Origin of the sequence: Ruminococcus albus 7 = DSM 20455, from assembly GCF_000179635.2 — a bacterium.
Classification (GTDB): Bacteria; Bacillota; Clostridia; order Oscillospirales; family Ruminococcaceae; genus Hominimerdicola; species Hominimerdicola alba.
Window position 1 is genome coordinate 2,580,850 of sequence record NC_014833.1, and the last position, 26,472, is coordinate 2,607,321.

Genomic DNA, 26,472 nt, shown 5'->3' on the forward strand with positions numbered 1-26,472 from the left:
CCGCTCAGACTGCGCAATAACTGCGCCGAACACCGGTAAAAAACTCTCAGAGCCGTGCGGATAAAGAGAAAAGTCGCATAGCTCGTACATGAACTTTGTTCATGTATATCACAGCAGTAGCGTGACAGTCAGAGAACGCTTGCCCGATATATGCAGAACGAACAGGCTGCCAAGAAAAAGAAAGGACAGCTTGAATAAAAAAATACGGCAGGGAGTATCCCTACCGCAGTGATGTGTATAGTTGCTAAGATGGATCAGAATTCGTCTGTCTACAGACTAATATGAAACAGTTGATCTTTTGTTCCATATATCGTATGAAAATCACCGATCTTTTCAAACCCATATTTTTCATATAAGCCTTGTTCTCCACTCATGATGTAAACAGTCCGAAATCCAATGGATTTTGCATAGGATAAGATATGCTGAATCATCTTTTCCGATATTCGCTTGCCACGATGCTGTTCGTCAACAAAAACAAAACCAATAAACGGTGAATACTCATATTCTTCCGACAATTCATCTTTTTCAGAAAGTGTACAATAGCCGATTATGTTTTCATTTTCAATGGCAGCGACTACCCGCTCCCAATCTTTAAATGCATTCACCTTCATACGCTCTGCAAGATATGATCCTGCTTTCCATGAACATGACTGAGCAAACAAAATCGTCTTATCCCATAGGATATGTCCTTTTTGCATCATCTGAATTTCCAATAATTAATCCTCCCACGAATTCCGATCTACACGAGCAAGCCGATTGCTTGCCCTTACTCTCTACATTATACCATACCGATCATGAAAAAGCAATTCCCACTTTCATCAAATTGCCGCCCACCCAGCATCATAACTGTGCGCCGAAGCCCGGTAAAATACTCTCAGAGCCTTGCGGAACAGAGAGAAAGTCGCATAGCTCGTACATGAACTTTGTTCATGTATATCACAGCAGAAGCGTGACAGTCAGAGGACTGTAAAACGGTACTTACAGAACGAACAAGCTGCCAAAAGAAAGAAAAATCAGCTTGAATAAAAACAACGGCAGGGAGCGTTTGGCACTCCTTGCCGTGGTGATATGTGTAGTTACTTAGAAAAATCATAATTTAGCTAACCCAAGTCAAACCAATAATCCTCATATTTGTGTTCTTTATAAAATTGTATGAGAAATGGTTTCAACTGTTCATGAATACGCCACAAAACATACTCTGTATCTTCGCTACCGTTAATCTGTACCCATTCATAAATCCTGTCAAGTTCTTCAAGGACTTTCGGTATTTGTTTGATAGAAAAATAGTGACAATCTACGAATATTTGTATTTTGCATTCTTTGAGTGCCTGATTCCATACCTTATTCCAAACTTTTTGAAATGATACTGGTACATCATCAACAAATTCGCCACTGTTATAGTCTTTTCCTTTATATATTCCTAATGTTACTGACATTATATCTACCTCTGAATTCCGATCTACACGAGCAAGCCGATTGCTTGCCCTTACTCTCTACATTATACCATACCGATCATGAAAAAGCAATTCCCACTTTCATCAAATAGCCGCCCAGACTGCGCAATAACTGCGCCGTACCAGTTTAGAATATTGACACCGATGATGATTGAGAGCATCACGCAGGAGCGTGAACGAGTATGACCACCGACCTAAGCGGCGGAGAGATTAAGTCGCATAGCTCCAAATTCGCTGACGGAGCATCGAAAGCCTGCGTGATATGCAAATCCCACAGGAAAAAATAGCAAGCATTGTATTTTGCACCGCACACGGACGAAAATACATCTGCTTGTTGGGGACACCCCAAGCCCCGAAATGACCGCACAGCGATCAAAAAATATCGGCTTACGCCGAAATAGAAATAAAGGAGACACTACTATGGAAAATACAAAACGCAAGAGGGGCAGACCGCCCAAACGCAAGGTTATGTCCGACAGGTCAGAAACTATATCAACGAAGAACATAACAGGCGTGAGCATGAGAAGTACAGACAGAATAAGCTCACTCAGCAGAGAAATAAAGACACTCTGGAATAAAAAACAGCAAGGATAGCTGATTTCCTTGCTGTGGTGGTATCATAATTCCTTGAATGTCTCTTTGTCATATCGTTTCACAACTTTGTGAAATGCAGAATATCGAAGCGTAAGTGTTATTGTATCTTCGCTATCTTCCCGAATAACCTGCGGTTTTCCGTTCACTATATCACAGACTTTCACAGGAGCATGATTAGTTCCAATTAGTGAAATAGTGCCGCTTCCTCTACTCTTGTAAAGATGTAATTTCTTTAGTAGCTTTTTGATATATCTATTCATGTTAACCTCACATAAATTTCGGATTTTCGTCAGAGAAAACTGACTGCCTACATCAGTAATTATACATCATCACCGCCAATTAGTCAATCATAAATCACCAAAAAGAAAGGAAACAACATCTATGAGCAAAATAGGTTATATCCGTGTTTCAACGGAACATCAGGAGACAGCGAGACAGCAGGAGATCATGTGCGGCTACCACGTTGACTGTGTTCGCAGCACTCTCACAGTTGGAGCGTGAACAACTCAAACAGCGACAACGTGAGGGCATCGAAATCGCTAAGCGGAAACTTCCGGGGGACGTTTCCGGGGGCAAGTACACAGTCAGAAAGCCCACCCCGATCGACTGGACGAGGTTCGTGAAGCTCTATGGGGAATGGAAGTCCAAGAGCATCACAGGACGTGACTTTATGCGGAGAATGGGCAGCATGAACTTGTTCATGCGGTCGGCATAACTCCTTTTACCGCCGTGTCAGGGAGTATGAAGCGGAACACGGGATCGCAGAGCCGACCTCTGCTTGATATATAGCAATATAGTTTGCTGAGTATGCACATATTTCTCACAGTCTTTTTATGCAACCCTCCAAAGTTGTAATATATCCATTGACAACTTTGCAATTGCATGATATACTAATGTCAGAAAGTTGAAACAAAAGTGTTTACAACTTTACAAAACACCATAATCATGATATAATCAGGAGGTACTTATTATGAAAATTGCAGTAGTTTGTGCAAACGGCAAGGCAGGTCAGCTTATCGTAAAAGAGGCTGTAAACAGAGGGTTTGACGTTACCGCAGTTGTCAAGGGCGAGAACAAGTCCGCTGCTCAGAACGTTATCATGAAAGACCTGTTCGACCTGACCGCAGCAGACCTCACGGACTTTGATGCTGTTGTAGACGCTTTCGGCGCATGGACACCCGAGACACTTCCTCAGCACTCCACTTCACTTGCTCACCTGTGCGATATTCTTTCAGGAACTGACACAAGACTTCTCGTTGTCGGCGGCGCAGGAAGCCTGTATGTGAACGCTGAGCATACCGCCTGTGTTTCTGACGGTGCTGATTTTCCCGAAGTGTTCAAGCCGCTGGCTTCTGCTATGGCAAAGGCGCTTGGTGAACTCCGTCAGAGAAATGACGTAAAGTGGACATACCTGAGCCCCGCAGGAGATTTTCAGGCTGACGGCGAGCGCAGCGGCAAGTACATTCTCGCAGGCGAGGAGCTGACGCTCAACTCTAAGGGCGAGAGCATTATCAGCTATGCGGATTATGCTGTTGCTATGGTGGACGAGATCGAAAAAGGCGGTCACATCGGGCAGCGTATCAGCGTGGTAAGAGAGTAAGAAAGAGATGAACATCTATGCAGATAACAAGTAAATTCACAGCAGCGGTGCATATCCTTACCTGTATCGACGTTTTTGACGGACAGATGAGAGTGACCAGCGATTTCCTGTCGGGCAGTACGGGGGTAAATGCGGTGATCGTCCGTAATGTTCTCGGACAGCTTCGCACGGCAGGTATAGTCGAAACACGTCAGGGCAGCGGCGGCGCACACCTTGCAAAAGCACTTGACGAAATAACGCTGTACGATATTTACAAGGCGGTTGACTGCGTAGACGATGAGGGTCTGTTCCACTTCCACGAAAATCCCAATGCGGATTGTCCTGTGGGACGGAATATCCACAAGGCTATGGACGAAAGGCTTGAAGCGGCGCAGGCGGCTCTTGAAAACGAGCTGAAAAGCACGACTCTTGCACAAGTTGTCTCTGACACACGAAAGTTAATTGACGAGGAATAAAATGAGAGTGTGCTGAAAACATCGGCACACTCTTTCCATAGGAGGACAATATGACAGCGAATGATTATCTGAGATTTATCGTGGACGTGATACACTCTACCGTTGTTGCAACGGTGGATAGCGATGGTCTGCCCGTGACCTGTGTTATCGACATGATGTATGCAGACGAGAACGGACTGTACTTTCTCACCGCAAAGGGAAAGAACTTCTATCAACGGTTAAAGGACAAGGGCTATCTTGCACTTTCGGGAAAAAAGGGCGATGATACCATGAGCTGTACGGCGATCTCTGTCCGCGGCAAGGTCAGGGAGTTAGGCTCTGATATGCTCCCACTGCTGTTTGAGAAGAATCCCTATATGTGTGAAATATATCCCACCGAGGAAAGCCGCAAGGCACTCACAGTATTTCAGATCCATGAGGGCAGCGGAGAGTGGTTCGACCTGTCGAAGAAGCCTATCGAGCGTGACAGCTTCACATTCGGCGGTGTCGAAAGCAAGGCGAGTGGGTATTTCGTGAACGATGATTGTATCGGTTGCGGTTCGTGCCTAAGCGCCTGTCCGCAGAGCTGTATCGAGCTGAACGGCAAAGCTGTTATCCGTCAGGAAAACTGTCTGCACTGCGGTAACTGTGCGGAAGTCTGTCCTGTGGGAGCAGTCATAAGGAGATGATCGTATGGAGAAGCTCGACTTTCTGATAAACTATCTGCTGTCCGAGAGAGATGATTTAGGCAGGATAGAGATACCAAATAATGATACAGATAAATTCCGCCTTTACCGCAGCCTTGTGAATATCCGCCCTGCTGTCAAGGCAGACGAGGATTATCTGCAAGCCGAGGACGAATATCTCACAGCCTTGACCGAGAGCAAGGGCATCACGGATATTGCAGACCTAACACCCATAGAGGACGGCATTTATCTCTGGAAAGGTGATATTACCACTCTCCGATGCGGAGCGATCGTCAACGCTGCCAATTCGGGAATGACGGGGTGCTGGCAGCCGTGTCACTCTTGTATCGACAACTGTATCCACACCTTTGCAGGGGTACGGCTTCGTTACAAGTGCGGTCAGATCATGCAGGCACAAGGTCATGAAGAACCCACAGGCAAGGCGAAGATAACAAAAGCCTATAATTTACCCTGCGACTATGTGATACACACCGTCGGACCGATCGTAGACAGTATTCTTACAGATGAACATTGCCGTCTGCTTGAAAGCTCCTACAAAAGCTGTCTTGAGATAGCAGTACAGAACGGTATCGGTAGTATCGCTTTCTGCTGTATCTCAACGGGTGTATTCGGATTTCCGCAGGATAAGGCGGCAGAGATAGCAGTCCGCACCGTCAGGGAGTTTCGCAAGAGCCACGATATACAGGTGATCTTCAATGTATTCAAGGAGGACGATCATGAAATTTACAAGAGATTACTCGGCGGAAATTGACCGTCTGAAAAAAGAAATACAGACCGCTGATGCGATCGTCATCGGTGCAGGTGCAGGTCTTTCCACCGCCGCAGGCTTTACCTATTCGGGAGAGCGTTTGCAGAAGTATTTTGCCGATTTCGTGGAGAAATACGGCTTTCGGGATATGTATTCCGGCGGTTTTTATCCCTTTGAAACGTCCGAAGAAATGTGGGCGTACTGGTCACGCTACATCTACATCAACCGCTACATGGACGTGGACAACGGCACATACAAGCGCTTGTTTGAGCTTGTGAAGGACAAGGACTATTTTGTTCTCACCACCAATGTTGACCACCAATTTCAAAAGGCAGGATTTGACAAGCACCGCCTGTTCTACACGCAGGGCGATTACGGGCTTTGGCAGTGCAGTGAGCCGTGCCACCAAAAGACCTATGACAACGAGGAAACCGTCAGGGCGATGTTTGAGCGGCAGAAGGATATGCGTGTTCCGTCAGAGCTTGTACCCCACTGTCCTGTCTGCGGAAAGCCTATGAGCATGAACCTCAGAGCAGATGACACCTTTGTCGAGGACGATGGCTGGCACAGAGCAGCGGAGCGTTATGATGAATTCCTGCGCCGCCATGATGGACTGCATATCCTGTTCTTAGAGCTTGGCGTAGGCATGAACACGCCTGTCATCATAAAGTATCCGTTCTGGAAGATGACCTATGCAAACCCGAAGGCTGTCTATGCCTGCCTGAATTTCGGGGAAGCGTATGCACCAGACGAGATCAAAGAGCAGAGTATTCTTATCAATGGGGATATTCATGAGTTGCTGAATGTCTTAGCTTAAATCAATTCAAGCCTTGCACTCAAAAACAGAGTGCAAGGCTCATTTTACGCCAATAGGGTTTGCTTTAATTAGTCGGCAGCCCACAGCGTACACCAAAATTTTTACTTACGAAATATTCCCCACAAAGTTATAGAATATCTCGATTTTGCGTGTTTTGTTTACCTTGTCTTTTTCATAGATATAAATTTTGTCGATGAAATCTCTTAGCAGGTCGTAGGTCAGTTCTTTAATATCGGTGTATTTATCAACAATCTTCAAGAAACGCTCGGTATTCTCTTCATCGTTCTTGATTTGTTCAAGAGTCTCCGAAAGCTCTTTGATAGTCTGCTCAAGCTGAACCTGCTCCGATTTATATGTTTCAGACAGCATTTTGAAAGTGTCGTCCGTCAGCTTGCCGAGAGCATTATCTTCATAGATCTTCACAAACATTCTCTTGATCTCCGATAAACGTTTTTCAGATTTTGTAAGCTCTCGTTTCTTAGCAGCTTGTTCTTTCTTTGTTGCCGATGCAGAATTTTCCTTACATATCACAATGAACCTGTCACGGTTCTTCCTTGCCTCCGAAGTTACTCGTAAAAGGTCATCAAGAACTATTTCAGACAGCAACTTTTTTGTAATGCAGTGCGTTGAACATTGATTGGCTTTTTCAGCCCTTTTCCGATAACCTTCACAAGTATAAAATATTCTCGGATGACTCTTGTCTCTGTGTACAGACATTCTTGTTCCGCAGTCTCCGCAAAACAATAATCCCGAAAAGCTGTCCACTTCATTATGACGGTTAACTTTGGGTCTGTCAGCCTTTCTTCTCTGCACGATGTTCCATGTATCAATATCAACCAGAGGTTCATGAGTATTAAGAAACTCGAACTGCTGCTCCTTCGGAAATTTCACGAAACGCTTTGATTTGTATGACACCCTGCTTGACTGATGCGTATATGTATGCCCGAGATATGCGGGATTGTCAAGTATCTCACTTACTGCATGTCTGTTCCAGACATATGGCTCGTCAAGAGTGTTAATGTCAAATTCAGAATTTTCACGCAGCTTTCTGACCGCAGTAGGATTAAGATATTTCTTTTCCTTTAAATAACGGACTATCTCCATTATACCCTTGCCGTCAGCATACAGCTTAAATGCTTCACGGATAGCAGGTGCATATCTTTCATCAATGATAAGATGATTCTTGTCTTCGGGCGAAGGCATATATCCGTAAGGAACAGCACCGTTCACCCTTTCCCCACGCATAGCCTGCGCCAGCTTTACAGCTTTGATCTTCTTACTGGTGTCACGAACATACCACTCATTAAATAATGACCTCAGCTCCGTAAATTCATCATCGCCCTGAATGGTATCGACGTTGTCATTTACTGCGATATATCTCACGCCATATTCGGGAAATATGATCTGAAGATACTGTCCCACCAACAGAAAATTCCTGCCGAAACGTGAAAGGTCTTTTGTTATGACCGTTCCGACATTTCCCTTTTCTATCTCGGAATACATTTCCTTGAAGGCAGGACGATTATCAAAGCTGACACCGCTGTAACCGTCGTCAACATAGAATTTACAGTTTTCAAAGCCGTTATCCGCAGCATACTTTTCAAGCAGCTTTTTCTGATTTGTTATACTGTTGGACTCGCCGAGATTAGCATCGTCCTGTGATAGTCTGCAATAAAGTGCAGTTATTTTGTTTGGCTGTATCATTTCTACTCCTTTCCGACAGCCAAATCGATCATGTATATTATACCATAAATCAGTTCGGCTGTCTACACACATTTTATTAATTTCAGGAATTTGCTATCCATTAATATCTCTTTTTATCAATCTCTCGATTTTATCCTCAGCGGTATCAGTCGAAGTTTCGCTGAAATGCGATACCACAATATATGTCATATTTCCGATAGTGATCTTACGCTCTATCGGTTTTATTTTATCTGTTTGCTCCGTTGTCTTTCTGTTCAATCTATCATCCCTTCCAAAATAATTATTTAAGTCCAAATAAACGCACAATAATACATTGCAAATCACCCCAATTTGTGATATAATAGTTGTATAATTCTTTGTAGGAGGCACCCCATGACCCGCTGCGATTTCTGCTCGATAATCAACATCATAACCGAATATATCAGCGAAGCAAAAGCCCTGAGCCAGACCGAGCTTGTATTTCAACTTTTCACCGAGTTCGCCAACGAGAATGACGATTTCGATTTTGATCAGGGCAGAGTCAACCGCTGGTTCAAGGGTAAGGACGCGGTCAGTCCGACTATCACGCGCTTTTACTCTCAGGACGGTTACGCCGAATATCTCGCCTCCGACCTTGAAGAAAAAGTGTTTCCGCTGATGACCGACTACGATATGGCGGCGAAGGATATTTACGATCTGCTGATGAACGATATTTCAATTTCAGATACTAAGAAAAACGAATTGTCAGAACTATATCCACCGCAGAACTCGACCGATACCGCCGACTTCATTTCCGCTGTTCTGCTTTTCGGCATGAACCGCAAATTTCAGAAGCGAGATACCAAAATGCTCACAAGCGGCACTTTGTCAGCGCCCGCCGCTGACATTATTATGTCGGGCTCTGTTCCGAATCCTTGTAAACACTTCTGCGGCAGAGATACCGAGCTTGAAGAACTTCACGCTCTGCTCGAAACTCACAGCAAGATTTTCATAACAAGTCTCGCCGGCATAGGTAAAAGCGAGTTTGCCAAAGCCTACGCCAAGACCTACAAATCAAGCTACACCAATATCCTATATTTCACCTACCCCGGCAGCCTGCAAACGCTCATTGAGGACATGGATTTTGCCGACGATCTCCCGTCTGACGATAACACCACCCGCTTCAAAAAGCACAACCGCTTTTTGCGGAGCATGAAGCCCGACACGCTGCTGATAATCGACAATTTCAATACCACCGCCGCGAACGAACCGCATCTTGACCTGCTGATGAAATACGGCTGTAAGATAATTTTCACCACGCGCAGCCGCTTTGAGGTCGGATATACATACGAACTGAACGAGATCAGCGACCTCGAAAGTCTGTTATCACTTGCCGCGTATTTCTATACCGACACTCCCGATCAGCGGCAGATAGTCGAAAGCATTATCGAAACCGTACACCGACACACTCTGTTGGTTGAACTATCAGCAAGGCTATTGCAGACGGGAATCCTTGAACCGAACGAAGTCCTCTCCAAGTTATCCGAAAGCACTGCCGCCCCCGAAGCGAACGACAAGATCAGCATAACGAAAGACGGTCATACCAAAAAGGCGACTTATCACAACCACATCAAGACGCTGTTCTCACTTTTTGCGTTGTCCGATGAAATGCAGGCGGTCATGCGCTATGCAACTTTTATTCCCGCAAATGGTATTCGCAGGAGACTTTTCGCAAAGCTCATAAGCCTTGAAAGCATGGACACGATCAACGACTTGACCGAGGTGGGCTTTATCCAAAACCCCGAAATGGATAAGATCGTTCTTTACCCGCTTGTGCAGGAAATTATATTATCTGACCTTTGCCCCGATACCGAGAATTGCAGACCGCTGCTTGATAATATTCACCGCACCTGCTTGCAGCATGGCGTTGATATTCCTTACTATCCCGCGTTGTACGCAATTACGGAAAATATCGCGTACAAGATCACGGTTTGCGACAAATCCGATTATCTGCTTTTCGTAGAGGACGCTTTCGCCTATATGGAGAAATACCGTTACGCAAGCGGCATGAAAAAACTTGTTTCTGTGATGACCGACTTACTCTCAGATGAAACCGTAGGCACTCAGAACGACCGCGCCCTGCTGCTGAACAACCAAGCATCCTGCGAGGGTCTGCTGAACGGCAATTACAAAAAAGCCATCAACCTTGAAAAGCGCGCAATAAATATGTGCGAACCGACAGACAATCCCTTGCTTGCCGCAAACCTCCACATGAACCTCGGCTATCTTTACCAGGCGAACGGCAAGACCGACCTTGCGAAGCCGAGTATGGAGAAAGCTATGCAGATTATCGCGGAGGTGAACACTTCGACCCACGATATGATTATCATGTCGCGCAACTACGCCCGACTTCTTGCGGAAACAGGCGAAGCCCGCCGGGCAATCACAGCTCTGCAAAAGTGCGCAGATTTCGTAAAGGCGACCAATTCCGAGACGACCTCCGACTACGCTGACCTCCTTTTCGACATAGCCGGGATCACCTCTCAGTTAAGCGGCATCCAAGCCGCCGAGCCGTATTTTGTTCGTGCTTTCAAGATATACCGCGATATATTGCCCGATGATGATCTGCGCGAAAAAGCCGCGCTTGCCGTAAGATATTTTGAACGTGCCGGAGTAAAGTCTATCCCGAATTACCTCGCTCTCAATGAAAATGCTGCCACACCATAATGACCGTCTGCACGATGACCGCAACAGGAGCAAGGCTGTACCAAAGCCACGCAAGCCCCGTCGCATGACTTGCGGTATTCAGCTTTTCGGCGCTCTTATCCACCGCCGTTTCGATATTAGTTACGGAGGTTTTGGTGTGTTCAAGCATCTTATCGACCGCCTCGTTCTGCTTCTTCATAATGTTTGTTAGGTTGTCGTTAAGCACCTTAGCGGTGTCTTTTCTTACGCTTTGCCGGTACTCCTCCTGCAAGTCGAGCAGGCGCAGTTGGCTCTCTTTCATCTCGCGGAGCTCGTTCTGAGTATCGCGGGTGTAGTTCGTCAACACCTCGTAAAGCCTGTCCACAGTCGCGAGCAGTAGCGTGATCTGGTACTTGTCCTCTGCTGCCCGACGGTCTTCCTCTCTCAAATGCTGCACCTTCTGCCACAGGCTCGACAATTCTTCCTGCGGCGTGGCTCCTTGTGTATTTCGTGGCAAGCTCATATTCTATCCCCTTCCTTGTGTATAGATCTCCTAACCGACTTCCGCGCACCGAAACCGGTTCTCCATTCTTATTCAAATACTGCGGGTGCCGATACGAAACCGTATTCCCTGCGACCCTGCACTCAACATTATAATGCTCCTTCAGCCCGAGAATGACATCATCAAAAGTATGATTCAGCGGATCGGCGATCTCAATTCTTATTACCTCGCGCAGCTCGTCCTTGAAGCTCTCCGCACCGCGCTTTTTCATCTGCGCTTCACCGAAAGTCAGCTTATCTTTCTGACGTCCCATGTCATGGTTATAGAAATTGTCTCGAACCGAATTGGTAAAACCATATTCAAGGCATTTTCGCCCAAAGTATTCAGACATTTCATATAAATCCTTTTGACTTCTGCGATATGACCTTCCCGTATTCATATTGCAATTACTGATGAGAAAATGCACATGAACATGGTCTGTATCGGTATGCACCGCGAAAAGCACCTCAAAACCTTTGCTGTGTATAAAATGTTCAGCGAAATCCAGCGATATCTCGAATGCGGTTTTGTGATCGACATTATCCAACGGGTGAAATGATATTGACATTTTATGCGCGAGGATCGTATTCTTCTTGTGCTTTGAATAGCTTTTCCCGTTCAGCTTGCGGGTGACGAGTATATTATTTGCAAAGTTCTCACGGTTGCAGCCGAGCGCGGTGTAAAGCTCGATATCGGTTTTCTTCACACCGCTTTCGACCTGCTGTTTTTGCCGACCGAGCATATACTCCGCTGCGGCTTTCAGCGCCCCGACCGACTTGCATGGCGCATAATCGACATTCACATTCCCGAACGGCATTATCCCTCCGTGAGCGGCTTGTCAAGGAATGCCGAAAGCCTGTCCATCGCCGCACAGAAGCTGTTCTGATAATACCGGAGCGCAGTCTGCGCCTTGTCGCTCTGAAACGTATTAGCGAGATACGCCACCTGATTCAGATTTACGCCGATCTTCCGCAGTTCGTGCATTATCGCTTTGACATCATCATCGAAGAGATATACCTTAATATCAGTATCACGAACCATTTTTACGAAGAAATCAGTCTTTCCGAGACCACTTGCGGTACGTTTTTTCTCGAATGCCGCAAGTTCTTCCTTGGTCAGCCTTATGTTAAACTGCTTGTCTCTAACTCTATTCATTTAGCTCCTTTCTCAGCCGCCGACAAAATCCATATCAATGTCATCGGCTGAAACGTCGTTATCATTATTATTCGTTATGTTTATCGTCGGCGCAGCGCTGTATGGCATGACCATTTTCGTAAAGCACGCCGCGAGGAACGACGGAAGTGCTTTCTCAACACCGTTTTCCACCGCATTTACTATCTGCTCTACAAAACGTTCCTCTCGCTCGCGAGTCTCGAAATACGGGTCATCTTTCCGTCGGTAATACCGCTTGAAATACTCCGTAACAGCCATCGCGACCGCATGACTGTATGACTTGAACTCGTCCTTGTCCATACTATGCAAGTATTCCCAAGCCTGACGGTCGAGCGGCTTGTCAATGTTGAAACGCAGCGTTGTGCATTTTATGTTGCTCATATTATCCCTCCTTCAACTGCTGAAAAGCAATAGTTTCGTAGCCCTTAGCAGCGGCACAGATGTCATCAATTATCGTTACACGGCTTGCATCAAACTCTCCGAAATTCTTGACGATACAGCCGCCTCCGCCTGCAACATAGAGCCGCATCAGCTCGGGGTCATACTCATACTTTGCAAGGGTCTGGAGCAGATCAGTGCAATATGATTTGATAGTATCGGTTATGCAATTCAAATATTTTTCCGAAATATCCGCCTTGCCTGTTCTTATCACCTGCTCAATAATGCTCTCGTCGATTTTCGTGCAAAACTTGTCCATTACCGCATTTTTCGCAGATATCACGCACTGATTTACGCCGAGCTTTTCCGTGTAGCACTTGCTCTCGATAGGGCGTTTGTTGTTGATGAACATGATGTTCATGGTTCCGTTGCCGATGTCCGCGAGCATATTTACGCCGGTCAGCTGCGTCAGACGGTCGATCACGGCAGGATACCCCTGCGGATAGATCGAGCAGCCAACAATATGCAGCTTGTACGCCACATCATTGAACGTGAATTTGACGTTCTTATTCTTCGTAATGTACCTGCGGAAATCCTCTCTCTGCGTCTTGACCCAAGTCAGTGGTAGCCCTGCTGCGATATGCACATCGGCTTCGGTGCAGTAAGTACATTTCAGTTCCTGAGCTATTGCCACAAGCGTCAGTAAGTAAAAATCCTCGTCCATGCTTTTATCAGCGATAAACGCCTTATGTCCTTCGCCTATGCGATAATACATACTGTCATACTGCAAGATATTTCCATCAAAGGTCGGCTTTGTAGGGTATGCCGTTATCCCCGTCGGCATGATCGTGTTTGCTGTTTTGATGTTGCCATATCCGTGGTCAACGCCTATGATCTTCGTTCCATTCTTTAGTTCTCTCATTAAAAATCCCTCCGTTTCATGTTGTGACGGTTTTAGTATCGCTCTGATACCTCCCGTCAAGAATAATTATACCAGCGATCTCACGATTTGACATTGACTCAAAAATGACTGAAAAATGATTGTTTTTACGCTGCAAAAACACCTCTGATACCAAAAATCGGCGGGCGCATACGCGCCTGAAATCAAATTGAAGTAAAAATGATATTAAAAATATGCACAAAAAAACAGCGGTACCGAACATAGTGCGTTTCGGTATCGCTGTTATGCGTTTTATTCGGTTTTCGGTGCCAGCCTTGAAAACGGTGAGGCAAAAACATTTCATGCTGCGTAAATGGCAGCATAGGCAGGTAGCACCGCTGGCTATACAAACCCCGACTTTGGGCGGGCTTTGCATAGGCTGCGCGGTACTACCTGCTCAGAGGGGAAGACCCCTCCGAGACCTCCCCTAAAGCAGAGCATATGCTCTGTAAAAGCAAGGCTTCTGCTGAGGTGTGTGCAGAAGCCTTTGATCCTGCTAATTACATATATAGAAAGATATATAAGCTAATTACAGTGTTTATAAACAGATTATTACTCTTCGTTCATCACTTAGACACAAACGTCTTGCTCCTTATTCCTTTGATCATAATAACGTTTTGAATGATTGCACATACAGATGAGAAATAAGCTTAGAAGATAACCTAAATCATTACGTTATGAGTTTTGGACCGAGTGAATATGAAAACAGAAATTAAATAACTTTTATTTAGGCATTTATGAAATTGATGGAATAACCTTTAATTGTGATAAATAGCGAAAAATTTAGTTTGTACTAAAAAAATCACCGCAAATCTGTTGACTTTCAACGGAATTTAATATATAATAATATTTGTTTAGTATTTGGGATTATTTGCAATTTTTTTCTTCGGGGGTGATAGAGTGGCTGTGAGTTACAGAAAACTATGGCATTTAATGTTGGATAAGAGAATTAGTAAAACTGAACTTGAAAAGTTGGCAGGTATTTCAGATTATACTATGCGAAAACTAAATAGGGATGATGACGTATCAACTGAAGTTCTTACAAGTATATGCGCTGCACTGAATTGTGAAGTTCAAGACATCGTTGACTTCATACCTACAAAAAATAGTAATTTTGTGTTTGAGGATGACAAATGAAAAAGACAGAACAATCTATTAAAAAGTTATTTATGAAGCCGCTTTCCTCAACTCGCGGTGGTGCATTTTATAATGCTTTCCCATATCCTACTAAGATTTCTCCGGAAGCAATTGCCATATATATCGCTTCAGCAACTAAGCCAGGTGAAAAGATACTTGATGCGTTTTCCGGAAGCGGGAGTACTGGAATAGCAGCTCTGCTTTCGGAATATCCGACTAAAAAAATGATTACAACAGCAATGGCACTCGGGATAAAACCAACTTGGGGTAGCAGAAATGCAGTACTTTATGAGATTGGGACTTACGCTACTTTTGCAACGAGAACGCTTACTAACCGGCTCAAGGCTAAGGATTATTCGATTGCCGTCAAGAGCTTTATTGAAAAAGCTAAGGAACTTGTTGGTGGTTATTATTTTGCCAAATCGCCTAATGGCTCATCTGGAACAATCCGCTACGCCATCTGGACTGAGTTTTTAGTTTGTCCTGAGTGTGGGGCTGAAATTGACTATTTTACGAATGGAACATCGAGAAATCCAGCAACGTTCAAAAAATCTGTCGAATGCCATCATTGCCGAAAAACCTGTTCAGTAGACGAAATGACTTTTGCAACTGAAGAATACTACGACAAGCTACTAAAAAGAACTATATCTCGTAAAAAGCGAAAGTTAGCATGGATTTATGGAACAAGCAAAGGCGAAAACTGGGATCGAGCAGCGACCACGGAAGACGAAGCTTTTATAAGAAAACTCGAAAATGAGTTTGTTCCAAATGAGTTACCACGGGAAATTAAATGGGGAGATTTGCACCGTGCAGGATATCATTATGGGATCACGCATCTCCACCATTTTTATACTATTAGAAATTATCGAGTGATGTCAGCACTTTGGGAACTGGCAGGAACGTATCCAGAACGCGAGGCTGATGCGCTCAAGCTCCTCCTTCTTAGCTATAACGGAGCGCACTGCACTCTTATGACCAGAGTTGTTGCTAAACATAACGCAAAGGATTTTGTTCTGACCAGTGCCCAAAGCGGAGTACTTTATATTAGCAAGCTGCCGGTAGAAAAAAATATCTTGCTCGGATTGCAAAGAAAGGCAAAGCCGTTTGAGGAATGTTATAAGATGCTCGAAAACTGTCACGGAACGATCGAGATTAGGAATGTTTCGAGTACAAAAATGATTGAACTAGATAAGAGTATCGACTTTGTGTTTACTGATCCTCCGTTTGGAGACTATATTCCTTATGCTGAAGTGAACCAAATCAATGAGCTTTGGCTTCCGAAGGTCACAGAGCGGTCTGAAGAAGTGATTATTAGCAACGCTCAGCAAAAGAATGAAGATAATTACCGAGATATGCTAACAAAAGTTTTCAGAGAGATAAATCGCGTCGCTACAGATGATTGTTCAATTGCTATGGTTTTCCATGCCGCAAAAGCATCGATTTGGGGGACATTCGCAGATGCTGTCAAGTCAGCTGGACTAGAGATTGAGCAATCTAGTTTTCTTGACAAAACACAGGCGAGCTTTAAACAAGTTGTCTCAAAAACAGCTGTTCAAGGCGACCCCATCTTTCTTCTTAAAAAAAGTGAATCAGGAAAAACGGTGATTATAAATGAAGAATTAATTCTTAGGCAAGTTGTCGCGGACAATCCACATGAAACGGAAATTGAACAACGCCATTGTTATTCTCTATATATAGGAAAATGCATGGAAAACGGTATTAGTGTACAAAGAGACGCTGTTCAGGTATATGAGTATATTCGTAATCTGCGGGAGGCAGAAACATTATGACGCAACCAAAGACAATCCAACATAAAAAAAGGTTTGGACAGTTTTTTTCTGGAAAGACGGTAGCAGATATGCTCTTCTCTTTACTTCCTCAAGGCTACAAATGGTCAAGTGTTGTCGACCCAATGGTTGGAATCGGTGATATGTTAGTTGCTGTTCAAGAGAATACCAAAGACTGTCCAACAATGCTTGGAATTGAGATTGATAAGGTAGTAGCCAAGAAATGCGCTGAGCGAGTTCCGAATGCGAGTATTCTTTGCTGTGATGCGTTCAAAAATGATAATGTCGTCACATCAAATGGGTTTGATCTTGTCATTACGAATCCTCCTTATGTTAGGTATCAATTGCAATACGATGACAAGGTAATGCCATCGGCACGTGAAATACGAGAAAACCTAATTCGTCAGATTCAACGGATTCCTTATCTCTCTGAAAAAGAACGATTTCTATTTCTACAGCTCGCAAAAAACTATTCCGGATTGTCTGATATGGCAGTTCCGGCATGGCTGCTATGTGCAGCCTTGGTAAAAAAGAATGGCTATTTAGCTATGGTTGTACCAGAAACTTGGCTAAATCGTGATTATGCTTCGCCTATACAATATTTGCTTTTAAAATGCTTCAGAATAGAAACTATTGCAATCGATAAGAACGCAAGCTGGTTTCCAGAAGCACTGGTCAAGACTTGTCTTGTTGTTGCTAAGCGAGTTGAAATACAGCCGCTACATGAAACAGAAAAACTTATTACTCGGATCATAGAAAACAAGAGGATTTATAAACAGCCAACAACTACGCTTTTCTACTATCTCAAAGGAGCAAAGGAAGCAAACAAGTGGTGCTTGTCGGAAGATGCAACTTTTTTCTCCAAGCGCTTGGAATTACCGCATGATCTTGCGGAGATCCTCAAAAGAACCGAGCCTGTTGAATTTATGACCCTTGCAGAAATGGGTATTGAATGTGGTCAGGGCCTTAGGACAGGAGCTAATGATTTTTTTTATATCAAAATCAAAAAGGCTGAAAGAAAAACGATTAGGATTCATAGCAGGGTATGGGATCACGGGGGGAGAGATTATACTTTCCTAAAAGACGATATCATCCCTGCATTGCAGAACAGGGGAGAAATCAAAGGATTGGTTGTTACTCCAGGTAAGCTCAAAACAGGTGTTATTTATCCGCAGAGCGAAGTCAAGGGAGACTTGCAGAATTATATAGGCTCGGCAGAGAAATACATCGATACAAAGGGACGACGGTTCAAGGATTATAGTGCTGTTGTACCAAACGAAAAGAAAGATGGAGATAGAATTGTCCGCGAGTGGTTCCGACTCCCGAAAATGGCAAATCGTCACCTTCCGAATCTTTGCATTACAAGAGTCTCGGCAGGAATTCCCGAGTGTTTGTTTGTTGAGCAAAATGAAAGTGAACCAATTGCAATTGACGCAAATATGGTAACAATCTGGGGGCATGATTCTCAGATGGTTTGGGGTGTTTTCGCATTGCTAAATTCAACATGGAGTAAACTATCACTTGAACTAATCTGCACCGTTATGGGTGGTGGTGCGCTAAAAGTCGAAACGAGTCATGTAAAGAAGCTTCTTGTTCCAAAGCTCAACTATGACCAGCTAAATAGATTAGGAAATATTGGTAAGGAATTGTTTAACCAAGAATGCATGACTGAAGGAATTCAAGATAAAATTGATAATATTATCGCTTCTGCTTTGGGTGCAAAAGAAATAACGTCCAAAATGCGGAGCCTTTTGGAGCGGAAATATCAAGAAAGGAGCACACGATCGTGAATAGAAATCAACTTAGAGACTATGCAATACAAGCGCAAGCTATGATTGATTCAGGTGCTGTTGAAGACAAAATTCGCCACTACTTCTCTTCTAGATTGTTGAGTATTTTTCCAGATTATCCTTGGTGGGTTCAAGCACATATGCAAGGAACGGAGGAACACGTTCATTTTTCTACAGCGGGTAGCAATCGTGAGGGGTTTGTTGACGCTGTGGTTGGAAAAACTGCCATTGAATATGAGAAGAATTTGATGATTCAAAGCATATTTGAGGAAGGCTATCATCAGGTCAAAGAGTATTCAGCTGCGCTTTGCAATATTGGTATACCCGAAACTGAAGTTTTAGGAGTGCTGTCAGATACAGTCAGATGGTACGGATTTAAAGTAAGAGTTATTGGAGAACAGACAGAGGGGATTTTGCTCGGCCCAGATGATGTAGAACTTGAAAGAATAATGTTCGTTGATCTTTCAATTGAAACTGACGAAGAATATTCTCGATTCGAACAGTTTATAGCTCAGTTCATGGCGCGAGAAGAATCGCGTATTCTAAACGCTAAGACACTTGTAATGGATTTTGGTGTTGATAGTAACTTCTACAGATCATTTATCGGAGCATTTTCTGAAGCAACTAATACAGCAATGGCAGAAAAGCCAGATTATGCAGAACTAATCAAACAGGTGTGGCAAAACTTTATCGCATATCTCGGTGTATCAGATTATGGCTCATTTTCAACAGAAACATACGTGAGCGAGTTTTATCTTGTGACAGTTGCAAAAATACTCTGCGCCAATATACTTGCGGGTAGAGCAATCATAAGCTCAGACGACGAGATCAAGGCGATACTTAATGGCGAACACTTCTCAAGGCAAAACATATATAATTTCGTTGATTACGATTATTTTGGATGGCTTAATAGAAGCCCATATGTTGATATTATCATTCCTAGCGTCAGGGAGATGCAAAATCGGCTCAAAGCTTATGATTTTTCTCGGCTTGGAGATGAGGATATATTTGGAAGACTTCTCGCTCAGCTTGCCAACAAGGAGCATCGGCTTATGCTGGGACAGGAGTTCACACCGCATTGGATTGCCAGGGATATTGTTAAGTATAACATAAATAAGATTGGAGACGAGGTTCCACACATAATGGATATGTGCTGTGGATCAGGAGTGTTCCTGATTGAATCGATTAATGCTGTACGAGAGAAATATTCAATCTCTTCGGATAAATACGATGCTAAGAAGGATGCTATCATTTTTTCTGCTGTGATGGGGTTTGATATTGATCCATTGGCAGTAATGCTTGCAAAGGTCAATTGGATTATGACAATGAGGGATTTGTTCCCTTTACATTCGGGAAGTATTACAGTTCCGATTTATCATGCTGATTCCCTATTTGTTGCTACGCCGATTACACATAAAATGCCAACGCAGGATGAGGATTATTATATCATTACACTTAATCATCAACAAATCAGAGTACCTGCATTCCTGTTTTCTACGATGTACAGAAAGGTGTTTGACTCTTTTATATCGAAAGTCTATAGGGTAGCAATGGCGAGAGCGAAACAAGCAGAAGATACAATAGATGCATTTGATGCTGAATCGCTAATCAACGCCGTAGAACGCGAAGGTGAGATTGAACTTGGAAAGCATAGGAAAGCTGAGCTTTCTTTGACGGCAAATCAAATGGTTTTTCAACTTGAAAGTCTCCAGCGTCATGGACAAAATGGTATCTGGCACTTTATTATCAGCAACAGTTATAGACCGGGGCTTACAGAAAAGCAGTTTAATTGCATCGTTTCTAATCCTCCTTGGATGGCAATGAGCAAGCTGGCAGATAATCCTTATAAGAATGCACTTCATGAGATTGCAGAAAAGTATTCGATTCAGCCTAAAGGTGCTGCACATCCGCACATGGAGCTTGCTACGATTTTTTTAGTCAGTTCCATTGACCGTTATCTTCATGACGGAGCATGCTGGAGTTATGTCATGCCTGCAAGTCTGATGAGCGGACTTAATCACGAACCGTTTAGGAAAGAAAAGTTCATAACTTCGGACGCCGAATTAGAAGCGAAAGTCGAGGCAATTTGGGAACTTCCAGTTGATATGTTTAAAAACAAAGCAGTAGTGCTTTCTGGTAAAAAAACTACTCAGGTGCCAGAGACAATCGACGGGCGCGTTTATGAAGCAATGAATAATTATAAAGACTGTATATATACACTCAATCGTCAAGGAAACCGTAGTGCTTGGACAAATAGAGGTAGCACTGTTGATGTTGCTGATGTAATTGCTAGTGATAGGCTCAGTTTTTTACAAGGATGTGACATGTTTCCTAGAACAGCGCTGTTCCATCAATTTGTTCCCAGACCGAACGGAAACTGGGATATTCGACCGATTGACCGCACTGGTGATTTATGGTATCTCGTTAGTGATAGCAAGAAGAATATCTGCAATGACCTTATTTCAGAGGATTTTGATAACGAGTTTATTTATGATACGTTTATTTCTAAGCACTTATCTCCATTCATTATGGCTGAGCCAGCAAAAGGATTAATTCCTGGGCGTAAGGTGGATGGAGTTTGGAAACCACTATATGCAGAGGATTTAGCGCTTTTAAACGCTGGAACGGAATATGTTTTCCAGCAGATTTCAGATGCGATCAAGCAAAACCTAGTTCAATTTCTTAACGAAACAATAAATATTTATGGTAAACTATATAGGCAGAATTTTTCAATGAAAAATTATCTGGTACTTTCAAGTGCGAGCGGATCGAATCCGTGCGCAGCATACCTAGACCTTAGAAATCTCAACAGAAACAGGCTCGTGATTGATCAAACACTATATTGGTATCTTGCTGAAACAGAAGACGAAGCAATCTATATTTCTGGACTTCTTAACAGTTCTGCACTATGGGATGCCATATCAGATTTCCAACCAGAAGGAGGTTTTGGTAAGCGTCACATACACACTCTGCCATATAAGATTATTCCGTCATTCGATTCAGAAAACGATGTACATATAAAAGTAGTTGATGCTACAAAAAATTTGATACATGAATGGCAAACAGTTTGCATGAACGATATATATCGGAATCTTATCAAGCCAAATGGAGGTACGCTTTCCAGCAGACGTAAAAAACAGCAGAGCAAGATACGTGAGCTTACTTCATATGAAATATATGCAACGGCTTGTATGGAATTATTAAGATGAATATGTAACAACACGTTTTATTTTTGAATTAATAAATCTATTAGAAGAATCAAACCATATGTTAAAAACAAACTCGATTCTTGCTGTATCGAAGTTGGTTTTCTTTTCATGTTATCGTTATTCACTATTGCTTTCAATTCGAGCAATATGGAACGAGCGGGACGAGTTATATTGCCATGTGAAGAGTAAAAGAAAAGGATCTGCGGATTGACTTTTGCATGAGTGTCTGGTATATTATAAATTAGGTTTTGTTATCATTTTTTCTGCCTATTACTATGCTATCATTTATGCAAAACAGGAACTAGATAAGTGGAAAGATATGAAATTAATTTCTATTACAATAGCTGTTTGTATAATTGTCAAGAGAGGTGAACTTGCTTTGAAAAAGTTAGATCTTCATATACATACCAAAAAATCAGTAAGTGATCATCCATTTGAATTCTCAATTGACAAGTTGAAAGAATACGTCACTCAAATGGGAATTGATGGAATCGCTATTACTAACCATAACCTATTTGATAAAGATCAATTCTTTGCAATTCAAAATGAATTAAATGGAGTTTGTGTTGTATTGCCTGGTATTGAAATTGATTTAGGCATTAAGTCAGATGGCCATATCATCTGCATTACTACACAAGATGACATCGATGATTTTTCTCAAAAATGTGATAAGATAAATGCCTTAATAAAAGAGCAAAGCGACTTTGTAAAGTATGATGATTTTAAGTTGATATTTACTGATTTAGGTAAATATCTATGGATTCCGCATTATGACAAAGATCCCATTCTAGACAAAGAAATAATCAAAGATATGGGAGAAAATATAAAATGCGGCGAAGTCGGAAGTGTAAAGAAATTTATATACAATCAAAACAATCCTGAATGTCTCATACCTGTTTACTTTAGCGATACTCGTTTTACGGCCGATTTGCCCAAACTTCCTTTAAGGCAAACCTATTTTGATATCGATGAAATAAATGTTGCTACGATTAAGCGCTCTCTTTTGAGTCGCACTCATGTTTCTTTGACGGAGGAAGAAGGTCATAGCCTTTTCTATGTATTGCCAGATCTAAAAATATCTACTGGATTAAATGTTATCGTTGGTGGTAGATCGTCTGGAAAAACTTACACACTAAATGAGATTTCCAAAGCCAATGATAATGTTAAATACCTAAAGCAATTTTCGCTAATTGAACAGGATCCAGAAACATCAGCAAAAATATTTGCAGACAAAATTGCAAATAAAAGAAATAGTTTTGCTGAAGAATACTTCGATCTTTTTAAAGAGGCCGTCTCATCAGTAAAAAACATCTCTATTAAGGATGACGAAGCAAAAATCGAACAATACATAACCAGCCTTGTAAAATGCGCTAAAGAAACTGATAGGGTTGATATGTTTTCAAAGTGTGCCTTATATAACGAAGAAACATTTCCCAAAAGAAAACTTGAAGGCTTAGAGAAGTTAATATCAGCCACTGAAACACTACTTGGAGCAAGAGAGTATAGAGAGCTTATTGATAAGCATATCCCCTACAGCTCTCTTGTTTCGTTGTTGCATGATTTAGTGTATAAATATCGTCAAGAGAAAGAACTCTCACTAAAAGAAAAATGGGTTGGAGATTTAGTCAAAGACGTTAAACGCGCACTTAAAACACGTAGCGCAACAACTGAAATATCGGAAGTTGATTTTTATGAATGTCAGCTTAATAGAAAGAGAGTGCAAAAGTTTAACAAGTTAGCAAAGCTTGTTAAGCAAGAGGAAATAATTAGCAATCAAGAAATTGAAAATTTTAATGTTCAAGCTAAGAAAAGAGCTTTTAAAAATGCTCAGGAACTTAAGGATTTTAGTGGGCGTAGGAATATTAGGTTTTCTGATGTTATTGATCTTTACGATAACAATCCGCAAGAGTATCTTCTGGCATTAAAAGAGATGGAGAACATTCCCGATTCGGATTATTATAAATATTTTGCTTATATCGAATATGCCGTTTTGAATCAATATGGTTTTGAAGTATCTGGCGGCGAACGTGCGGAGTTTAATTTACTTCAAGAAATAAATGATGCATATAGATATGATTTATTACTTATTGATGAGCCAGAATCATCTTTTGACAATATTTTCTTAAAAGAAAAGGTGAATCATATTATCAAAGAACTTTCTAAGACTATGCCCGTAATATTAGTTACTCATAATAACACGGTTGGTGCCTCAATAAAACCTGATTACCTAATACATACTAAGCGAATTATCGGAAAAGATATACGTCATGAAAGATACTGTGGTCTGCCAAGTAGTAAAAATCTAATATCCAATTCTGGTGAATCAATAAAAAATATCGATGTGATGATGGATTGTTTAGAGGCAGGACAAGCTACATACGATGAAAGGAGAAACGATTATGAACTACTTAAAAATTAGTAATGGAAAGGGTTCCTTTAGAAATAAAGACGGCGAATATAAGGAAATAGATACTATCACTAAGGAAGATATACTTTATTTACTTGACGAGGCGACGGATTCAACAAGCAATTTTGAAATGGATGAGATTACGGACGATTCTATTAAAAACGAAGCACATAAAATTATTTATAAAAGTATTTACTCAAAATTCTCTAATCTATTAAATAACAAAAAGCAATTTCTAGACGAGTGTGATGGGCTCTACAAAGATGCACTTCAAAAATACAAACCAAAAGAAGAAGTTATGACAAGCAACGGCAGTAGTTCAGATAATATCGCTCAAGTCGATGTATCATCATTCAAAAGTAAGCGTATAACCCCCAGCACCTACCCCACCGAAGTCTAATAAAGTATAATAAACTCCAAGGAACACCATGAAGTAAATTGAATAATCCAAATTGATCCATGGAGTTCATTGGAGACGATTAGACAAGGAGGTAACAGGTATGGACAAAACAACATCCATCACAACAATCAAAAAAGAAATGCAGCTTCAGGAATGGTCTGCGCAGATCAAAGCACAGCAGGCAAGCGGTCTGACGATCCGGGAATGGTGCAAAGAAAAAGGGATCAAGCCAAACACGTATTACAACCGCCTAAGAAAAGTTCGTGAAAAGTATATCGAAAATTCTCCGACCATCGTTCCTGTATCAGTTCCTTGCTCAAACGAAAATATCCGCATTGAGAAAAACGGACTTCAAATATCTCTTCCGGCAGATATATCTGCGGACACTCTGACCGCTTTGGTGCATGAGCTATGCTGAATGATCTGGCAGCGGACGCACAGGTCTATCTTGTTACGGGATACACCGACCTTCGACGCGGGATAGACGGACTTGCGACTATCGTTCAGGCTCAGCTTCGACTTGACCCGTTCTCGAAAGCATTGTTTTGTTCTGCGGCAGACGTTGTGACCGCATCAAAGGTCTGCTGTGGGAGGGCGATGGTTTTCTGCTGTTGTACAAGCGCCTTGACAACGGAAGATTCCAGTGGCCGCGCAGTGAGACCGAAGCAGTAATGCTCACATCTCAGCAAATTCGCTGGCTTCTGGAAGGCTTGAAAATAGAGCAGCCGAAGGCTATCCGTGAGGGAAAGCCGGGGGCGCTGTATTAAGGCAATACTTACCGAATATTCAGAATATGTGCTTGAAAAGCCCCTCTTTTCGTGGTATCATTAAAGTATCATCACGAACGGAGGGGTGCTTTATGTCCGAACCAAATATGACATCGGAAATTGTATCGCTCCGTAATGAAAACGCTGTTCTCAAGGAAGAACTAGCACTTGCCAATCAGCAGTTAGCGTGGTTCAGAAAGCAGATATTCGGAAGAAAACAGAGCAGACATCTGTTGTTATGGAAAAGGAGTTCGGTGTTCAGCTTTCCATGTTCGGAAACAATGAAGAAAATCCGCAGCTAAATCTGCCGAAACAATTACTGTTCCCGAACACAAGCGCAAGAAAAAACGCACTCACGATGAATGGATGAACAATCTGCCTGTAAAAGAAGAACATCACAAAATTGACAACCCGGTATGCGAAATATGCGGCGCCGAAATGGAAGAACTGACTCCCGAAAAGGCTTACGATGAACTTATATTTACGCCGCCAAAATATCATATCCGCAGGCATATAGTACATAAGTACAAGTGTCCCGAGTGCGGAGAAAAGCCCGAAGAAAGGGACGAACCTTGTCATATCATCCGTGCGCCATATCCTCACGCTATGATCCCGGGAAGCTATTGCTCTCCCGAACTTCTGGCTCATATCATCTACGAAAAATATGCAAAGTCAGTACCTCTGCACCGTCAGGAAAAGGACTTTAATTCCAAAAACATACCTCTGCTCAAAGCGACTATGTCTAATTGGGTAGGCACTGCTGCCGAAAAATGGTGTTTGCCGATTGTGGAGAAAATGCATGAGACGCTTATCGCAGGGCAGATGATCCATGCCGATGAAACGACCGTTCAGGTGCTTCACGAGGAAGGCCGAAAGCCTACCACGACATCAAGAATGTGGGTCTACTGCAACGGCAAAATGAATGACAGGAGCATCATCATTTTCGATTATCAGCCGACACGAAAGGGTGAGCACGCCTCGAATTTCCTGAAAGGATTTATCGGCTATCTTATCTGTGACGGATACGATGCCTACAATGCAGTCGAGGGTGCTAAGCGATGCGGCTGTATGACTCATGCAAGGCGTGGTTTTATTCAGGCTCTTCCGAACGACCAAAAGCTGCACAGCACTTCTGTTGCGGCAAAGGCAGTAGAATATTTCAACAAGATATATCACGAAGAAAAATCTGCTTGCCGACAGCTCCACAGAATACAGATATAAACAGCGCCTTGTGAAGGTAAA

The 26,472-nt window shown here is 42.7% G+C and carries 25 protein-coding genes and 1 pseudogene; 17 read left to right on the forward strand and 9 right to left on the reverse strand.

The genetic code is table 11. The annotated features are described in order from the left end of the window. Positions 1-269: 269 nt before the first annotated feature. Both RUMAL_RS11620 and RUMAL_RS11625 read right to left on the reverse strand, forming a co-directional pair. A complete protein-coding gene (locus RUMAL_RS11620) occupies positions 270-713 on the reverse strand; it encodes a GNAT family N-acetyltransferase (RefSeq protein WP_013498915.1) in 444 nt (147 codons plus the stop codon). Between the two features lie 387 nt (positions 714-1,100). Next, the gene (locus RUMAL_RS11625; RefSeq protein WP_013498916.1) at positions 1,101-1,436 is read right to left on the reverse strand and encodes a hypothetical protein; all 336 of its coding nucleotides are present in this window, start codon (positions 1,434-1,436) and stop codon (positions 1,101-1,103) included. Positions 1,437-1,874: 438 nt separating this feature from the next. On the opposite strand from RUMAL_RS11625, the gene RUMAL_RS21805 reads away from it, so the two are divergent. The 6 genes from RUMAL_RS21805 to RUMAL_RS11660 all read left to right on the forward strand — a co-directional run bounded on the left by RUMAL_RS21805 (position 1,875) and on the right by RUMAL_RS11660 (position 6,354). Continuing rightward, on the forward strand, positions 1,875-2,048 hold the full coding sequence (locus RUMAL_RS21805; protein ID WP_013498917.1) for a hypothetical protein: 174 nt from the start codon (positions 1,875-1,877) through the stop codon (positions 2,046-2,048). Positions 2,049-3,018: 970 nt separating this feature from the next. After that, on the forward strand, positions 3,019-3,648 hold the full coding sequence (locus RUMAL_RS11640) for an NAD(P)-dependent oxidoreductase (RefSeq protein ID WP_013498919.1): 630 nt from the start codon (positions 3,019-3,021) through the stop codon (positions 3,646-3,648). 17 nt (positions 3,649-3,665) lie between these two features. Then, complete coding sequence (locus tag RUMAL_RS11645; RefSeq protein ID WP_013498920.1) at positions 3,666-4,103, forward strand: Rrf2 family transcriptional regulator; 438 nt, start codon at positions 3,666-3,668, stop codon at positions 4,101-4,103. A gap of 50 nt (positions 4,104-4,153) precedes the next feature. After that, entirely contained in the window at positions 4,154-4,771 is a 618-nt protein-coding gene (locus RUMAL_RS11650) for a 4Fe-4S binding protein (RefSeq protein ID WP_013498921.1), read from the forward strand. Positions 4,772-4,775: 4 nt separating this feature from the next. Next, positions 4,776-5,540, forward strand: coding sequence for a protein-ADP-ribose hydrolase (locus RUMAL_RS11655; protein ID WP_013498922.1), 765 nt, complete (start codon positions 4,776-4,778; stop codon positions 5,538-5,540). After that, a complete protein-coding gene (locus RUMAL_RS11660) occupies positions 5,506-6,354 on the forward strand; it encodes an SIR2 family NAD-dependent protein deacylase (RefSeq protein WP_013498923.1) in 849 nt (282 codons plus the stop codon). Before RUMAL_RS11655 ends, RUMAL_RS11660 begins: the two co-directional genes overlap by 35 nt. A 105-nt stretch (positions 6,355-6,459) precedes the next feature. On the opposite strand, the gene RUMAL_RS11665 is transcribed toward RUMAL_RS11660, so the two are convergent. Both RUMAL_RS11665 and RUMAL_RS22500 read right to left on the reverse strand, forming a co-directional pair. Next, complete coding sequence (locus RUMAL_RS11665) at positions 6,460-8,058, reverse strand: recombinase family protein (RefSeq protein WP_013498924.1); 1,599 nt, start codon at positions 8,056-8,058, stop codon at positions 6,460-6,462. 93 nt (positions 8,059-8,151) lie between these two features. Beyond that, complete coding sequence (locus tag RUMAL_RS22500) at positions 8,152-8,316, reverse strand: transposon-encoded TnpW family protein (RefSeq protein WP_080557294.1); 165 nt, start codon at positions 8,314-8,316, stop codon at positions 8,152-8,154. Between the two features lie 114 nt (positions 8,317-8,430). Here RUMAL_RS22500 and RUMAL_RS11670 point away from each other — a divergent pair, with 114 nt between their 5' ends. Next, positions 8,431-10,743 (forward strand): tetratricopeptide repeat protein, encoded by a 2,313-nt coding sequence (locus RUMAL_RS11670; protein WP_013498925.1) that lies wholly within the window; start codon positions 8,431-8,433, stop codon positions 10,741-10,743. Here the strand turns inward: RUMAL_RS11670 and RUMAL_RS11675 are convergent. From RUMAL_RS11675 to RUMAL_RS11695, 5 genes are read right to left on the reverse strand one after another with little or no spacing between them, the layout of a single operon-like run. Beyond that, positions 10,718-11,023, reverse strand: a complete 306-nt coding sequence (locus RUMAL_RS11675) for a hypothetical protein (RefSeq protein WP_154662872.1) — start codon at positions 11,021-11,023, stop codon at positions 10,718-10,720. The genes RUMAL_RS11670 and RUMAL_RS11675 overlap by 26 nt on opposite strands. After that, positions 10,950-12,059 carry a relaxase/mobilization nuclease domain-containing protein gene (locus RUMAL_RS11680; RefSeq protein ID WP_013498926.1) on the reverse strand — a complete coding sequence of 370 codons (1,110 nt, stop codon included), beginning with the start codon at positions 12,057-12,059 and terminating at the stop codon, positions 10,950-10,952. Before RUMAL_RS11680 ends, RUMAL_RS11675 begins: the two co-directional genes overlap by 74 nt. Next, positions 12,059-12,397 carry a plasmid mobilization protein gene (locus RUMAL_RS11685; RefSeq protein ID WP_013498927.1) on the reverse strand — a complete coding sequence of 113 codons (339 nt, stop codon included), beginning with the start codon at positions 12,395-12,397 and terminating at the stop codon, positions 12,059-12,061. The genes RUMAL_RS11680 and RUMAL_RS11685 overlap by 1 nt, the downstream gene beginning before the upstream one ends. 12 nt (positions 12,398-12,409) lie before the next feature. After that, complete coding sequence (locus RUMAL_RS11690) at positions 12,410-12,796, reverse strand: hypothetical protein (protein WP_013498928.1); 387 nt, start codon at positions 12,794-12,796, stop codon at positions 12,410-12,412. A 1-nt stretch (position 12,797) separates the two neighbouring features. Beyond that, the gene (locus RUMAL_RS11695; RefSeq protein ID WP_013498929.1) at positions 12,798-13,715 is read right to left on the reverse strand and encodes a ParM/StbA family protein; all 918 of its coding nucleotides are present in this window, start codon (positions 13,713-13,715) and stop codon (positions 12,798-12,800) included. A gap of 918 nt (positions 13,716-14,633) precedes the next feature. Here RUMAL_RS11695 and RUMAL_RS11700 point away from each other — a divergent pair. From RUMAL_RS11700 to tnpC, 10 genes and pseudogenes are all read left to right on the forward strand, one after another. Next, the gene (locus RUMAL_RS11700) at positions 14,634-14,870 is read left to right on the forward strand and encodes a helix-turn-helix domain-containing protein (protein WP_013498930.1); all 237 of its coding nucleotides are present in this window, start codon (positions 14,634-14,636) and stop codon (positions 14,868-14,870) included. Further along, entirely contained in the window at positions 14,867-16,660 is a 1,794-nt protein-coding gene (locus RUMAL_RS11705) for a DNA methyltransferase (protein WP_013498931.1), read from the forward strand. Before RUMAL_RS11700 ends, RUMAL_RS11705 begins: the two co-directional genes overlap by 4 nt. Beyond that, positions 16,657-18,447 carry an Eco57I restriction-modification methylase domain-containing protein gene (locus tag RUMAL_RS11710; RefSeq protein ID WP_013498932.1) on the forward strand — a complete coding sequence of 597 codons (1,791 nt, stop codon included), beginning with the start codon at positions 16,657-16,659 and terminating at the stop codon, positions 18,445-18,447. The genes RUMAL_RS11705 and RUMAL_RS11710 overlap by 4 nt, the downstream gene beginning before the upstream one ends. Continuing rightward, a complete protein-coding gene (locus RUMAL_RS11715; protein WP_013498933.1) occupies positions 18,444-21,656 on the forward strand; it encodes an N-6 DNA methylase in 3,213 nt (1,070 codons plus the stop codon). Before RUMAL_RS11710 ends, RUMAL_RS11715 begins: the two co-directional genes overlap by 4 nt. A gap of 379 nt (positions 21,657-22,035) precedes the next feature. After that, positions 22,036-24,075: a hypothetical protein gene (locus RUMAL_RS11720; protein ID WP_028504397.1), complete on the forward strand. Its 2,040-nt coding sequence runs from the start codon at positions 22,036-22,038 to the stop codon at positions 24,073-24,075. Next, on the forward strand, positions 24,056-24,463 hold the full coding sequence (locus RUMAL_RS11725) for a hypothetical protein (protein ID WP_013498935.1): 408 nt from the start codon (positions 24,056-24,058) through the stop codon (positions 24,461-24,463). The genes RUMAL_RS11720 and RUMAL_RS11725 overlap by 20 nt, the downstream gene beginning before the upstream one ends. A gap of 100 nt (positions 24,464-24,563) precedes the next feature. Further along, positions 24,564-24,881, forward strand: coding sequence for an IS66 family insertion sequence element accessory protein TnpA (gene tnpA / locus RUMAL_RS11730; RefSeq protein WP_013483496.1), 318 nt, complete (start codon positions 24,564-24,566; stop codon positions 24,879-24,881). Then, positions 24,875-25,230: pseudogene (gene tnpB / locus RUMAL_RS21550) on the forward strand (IS66 family insertion sequence element accessory protein TnpB). The gene tnpA and the pseudogene tnpB overlap by 7 nt, the downstream one beginning before the upstream one ends. Positions 25,231-25,322: 92 nt before the next feature. Beyond that, positions 25,323-25,532, forward strand: coding sequence for a hypothetical protein (locus tag RUMAL_RS22505; RefSeq protein WP_013498936.1), 210 nt, complete (start codon positions 25,323-25,325; stop codon positions 25,530-25,532). A 64-nt stretch (positions 25,533-25,596) separates the two neighbouring features. After that, a complete protein-coding gene (gene tnpC / locus RUMAL_RS21375; protein WP_050793284.1) occupies positions 25,597-26,451 on the forward strand; it encodes an IS66 family transposase in 855 nt (284 codons plus the stop codon). Positions 26,452-26,472: the final 21 nt, after the last annotated feature.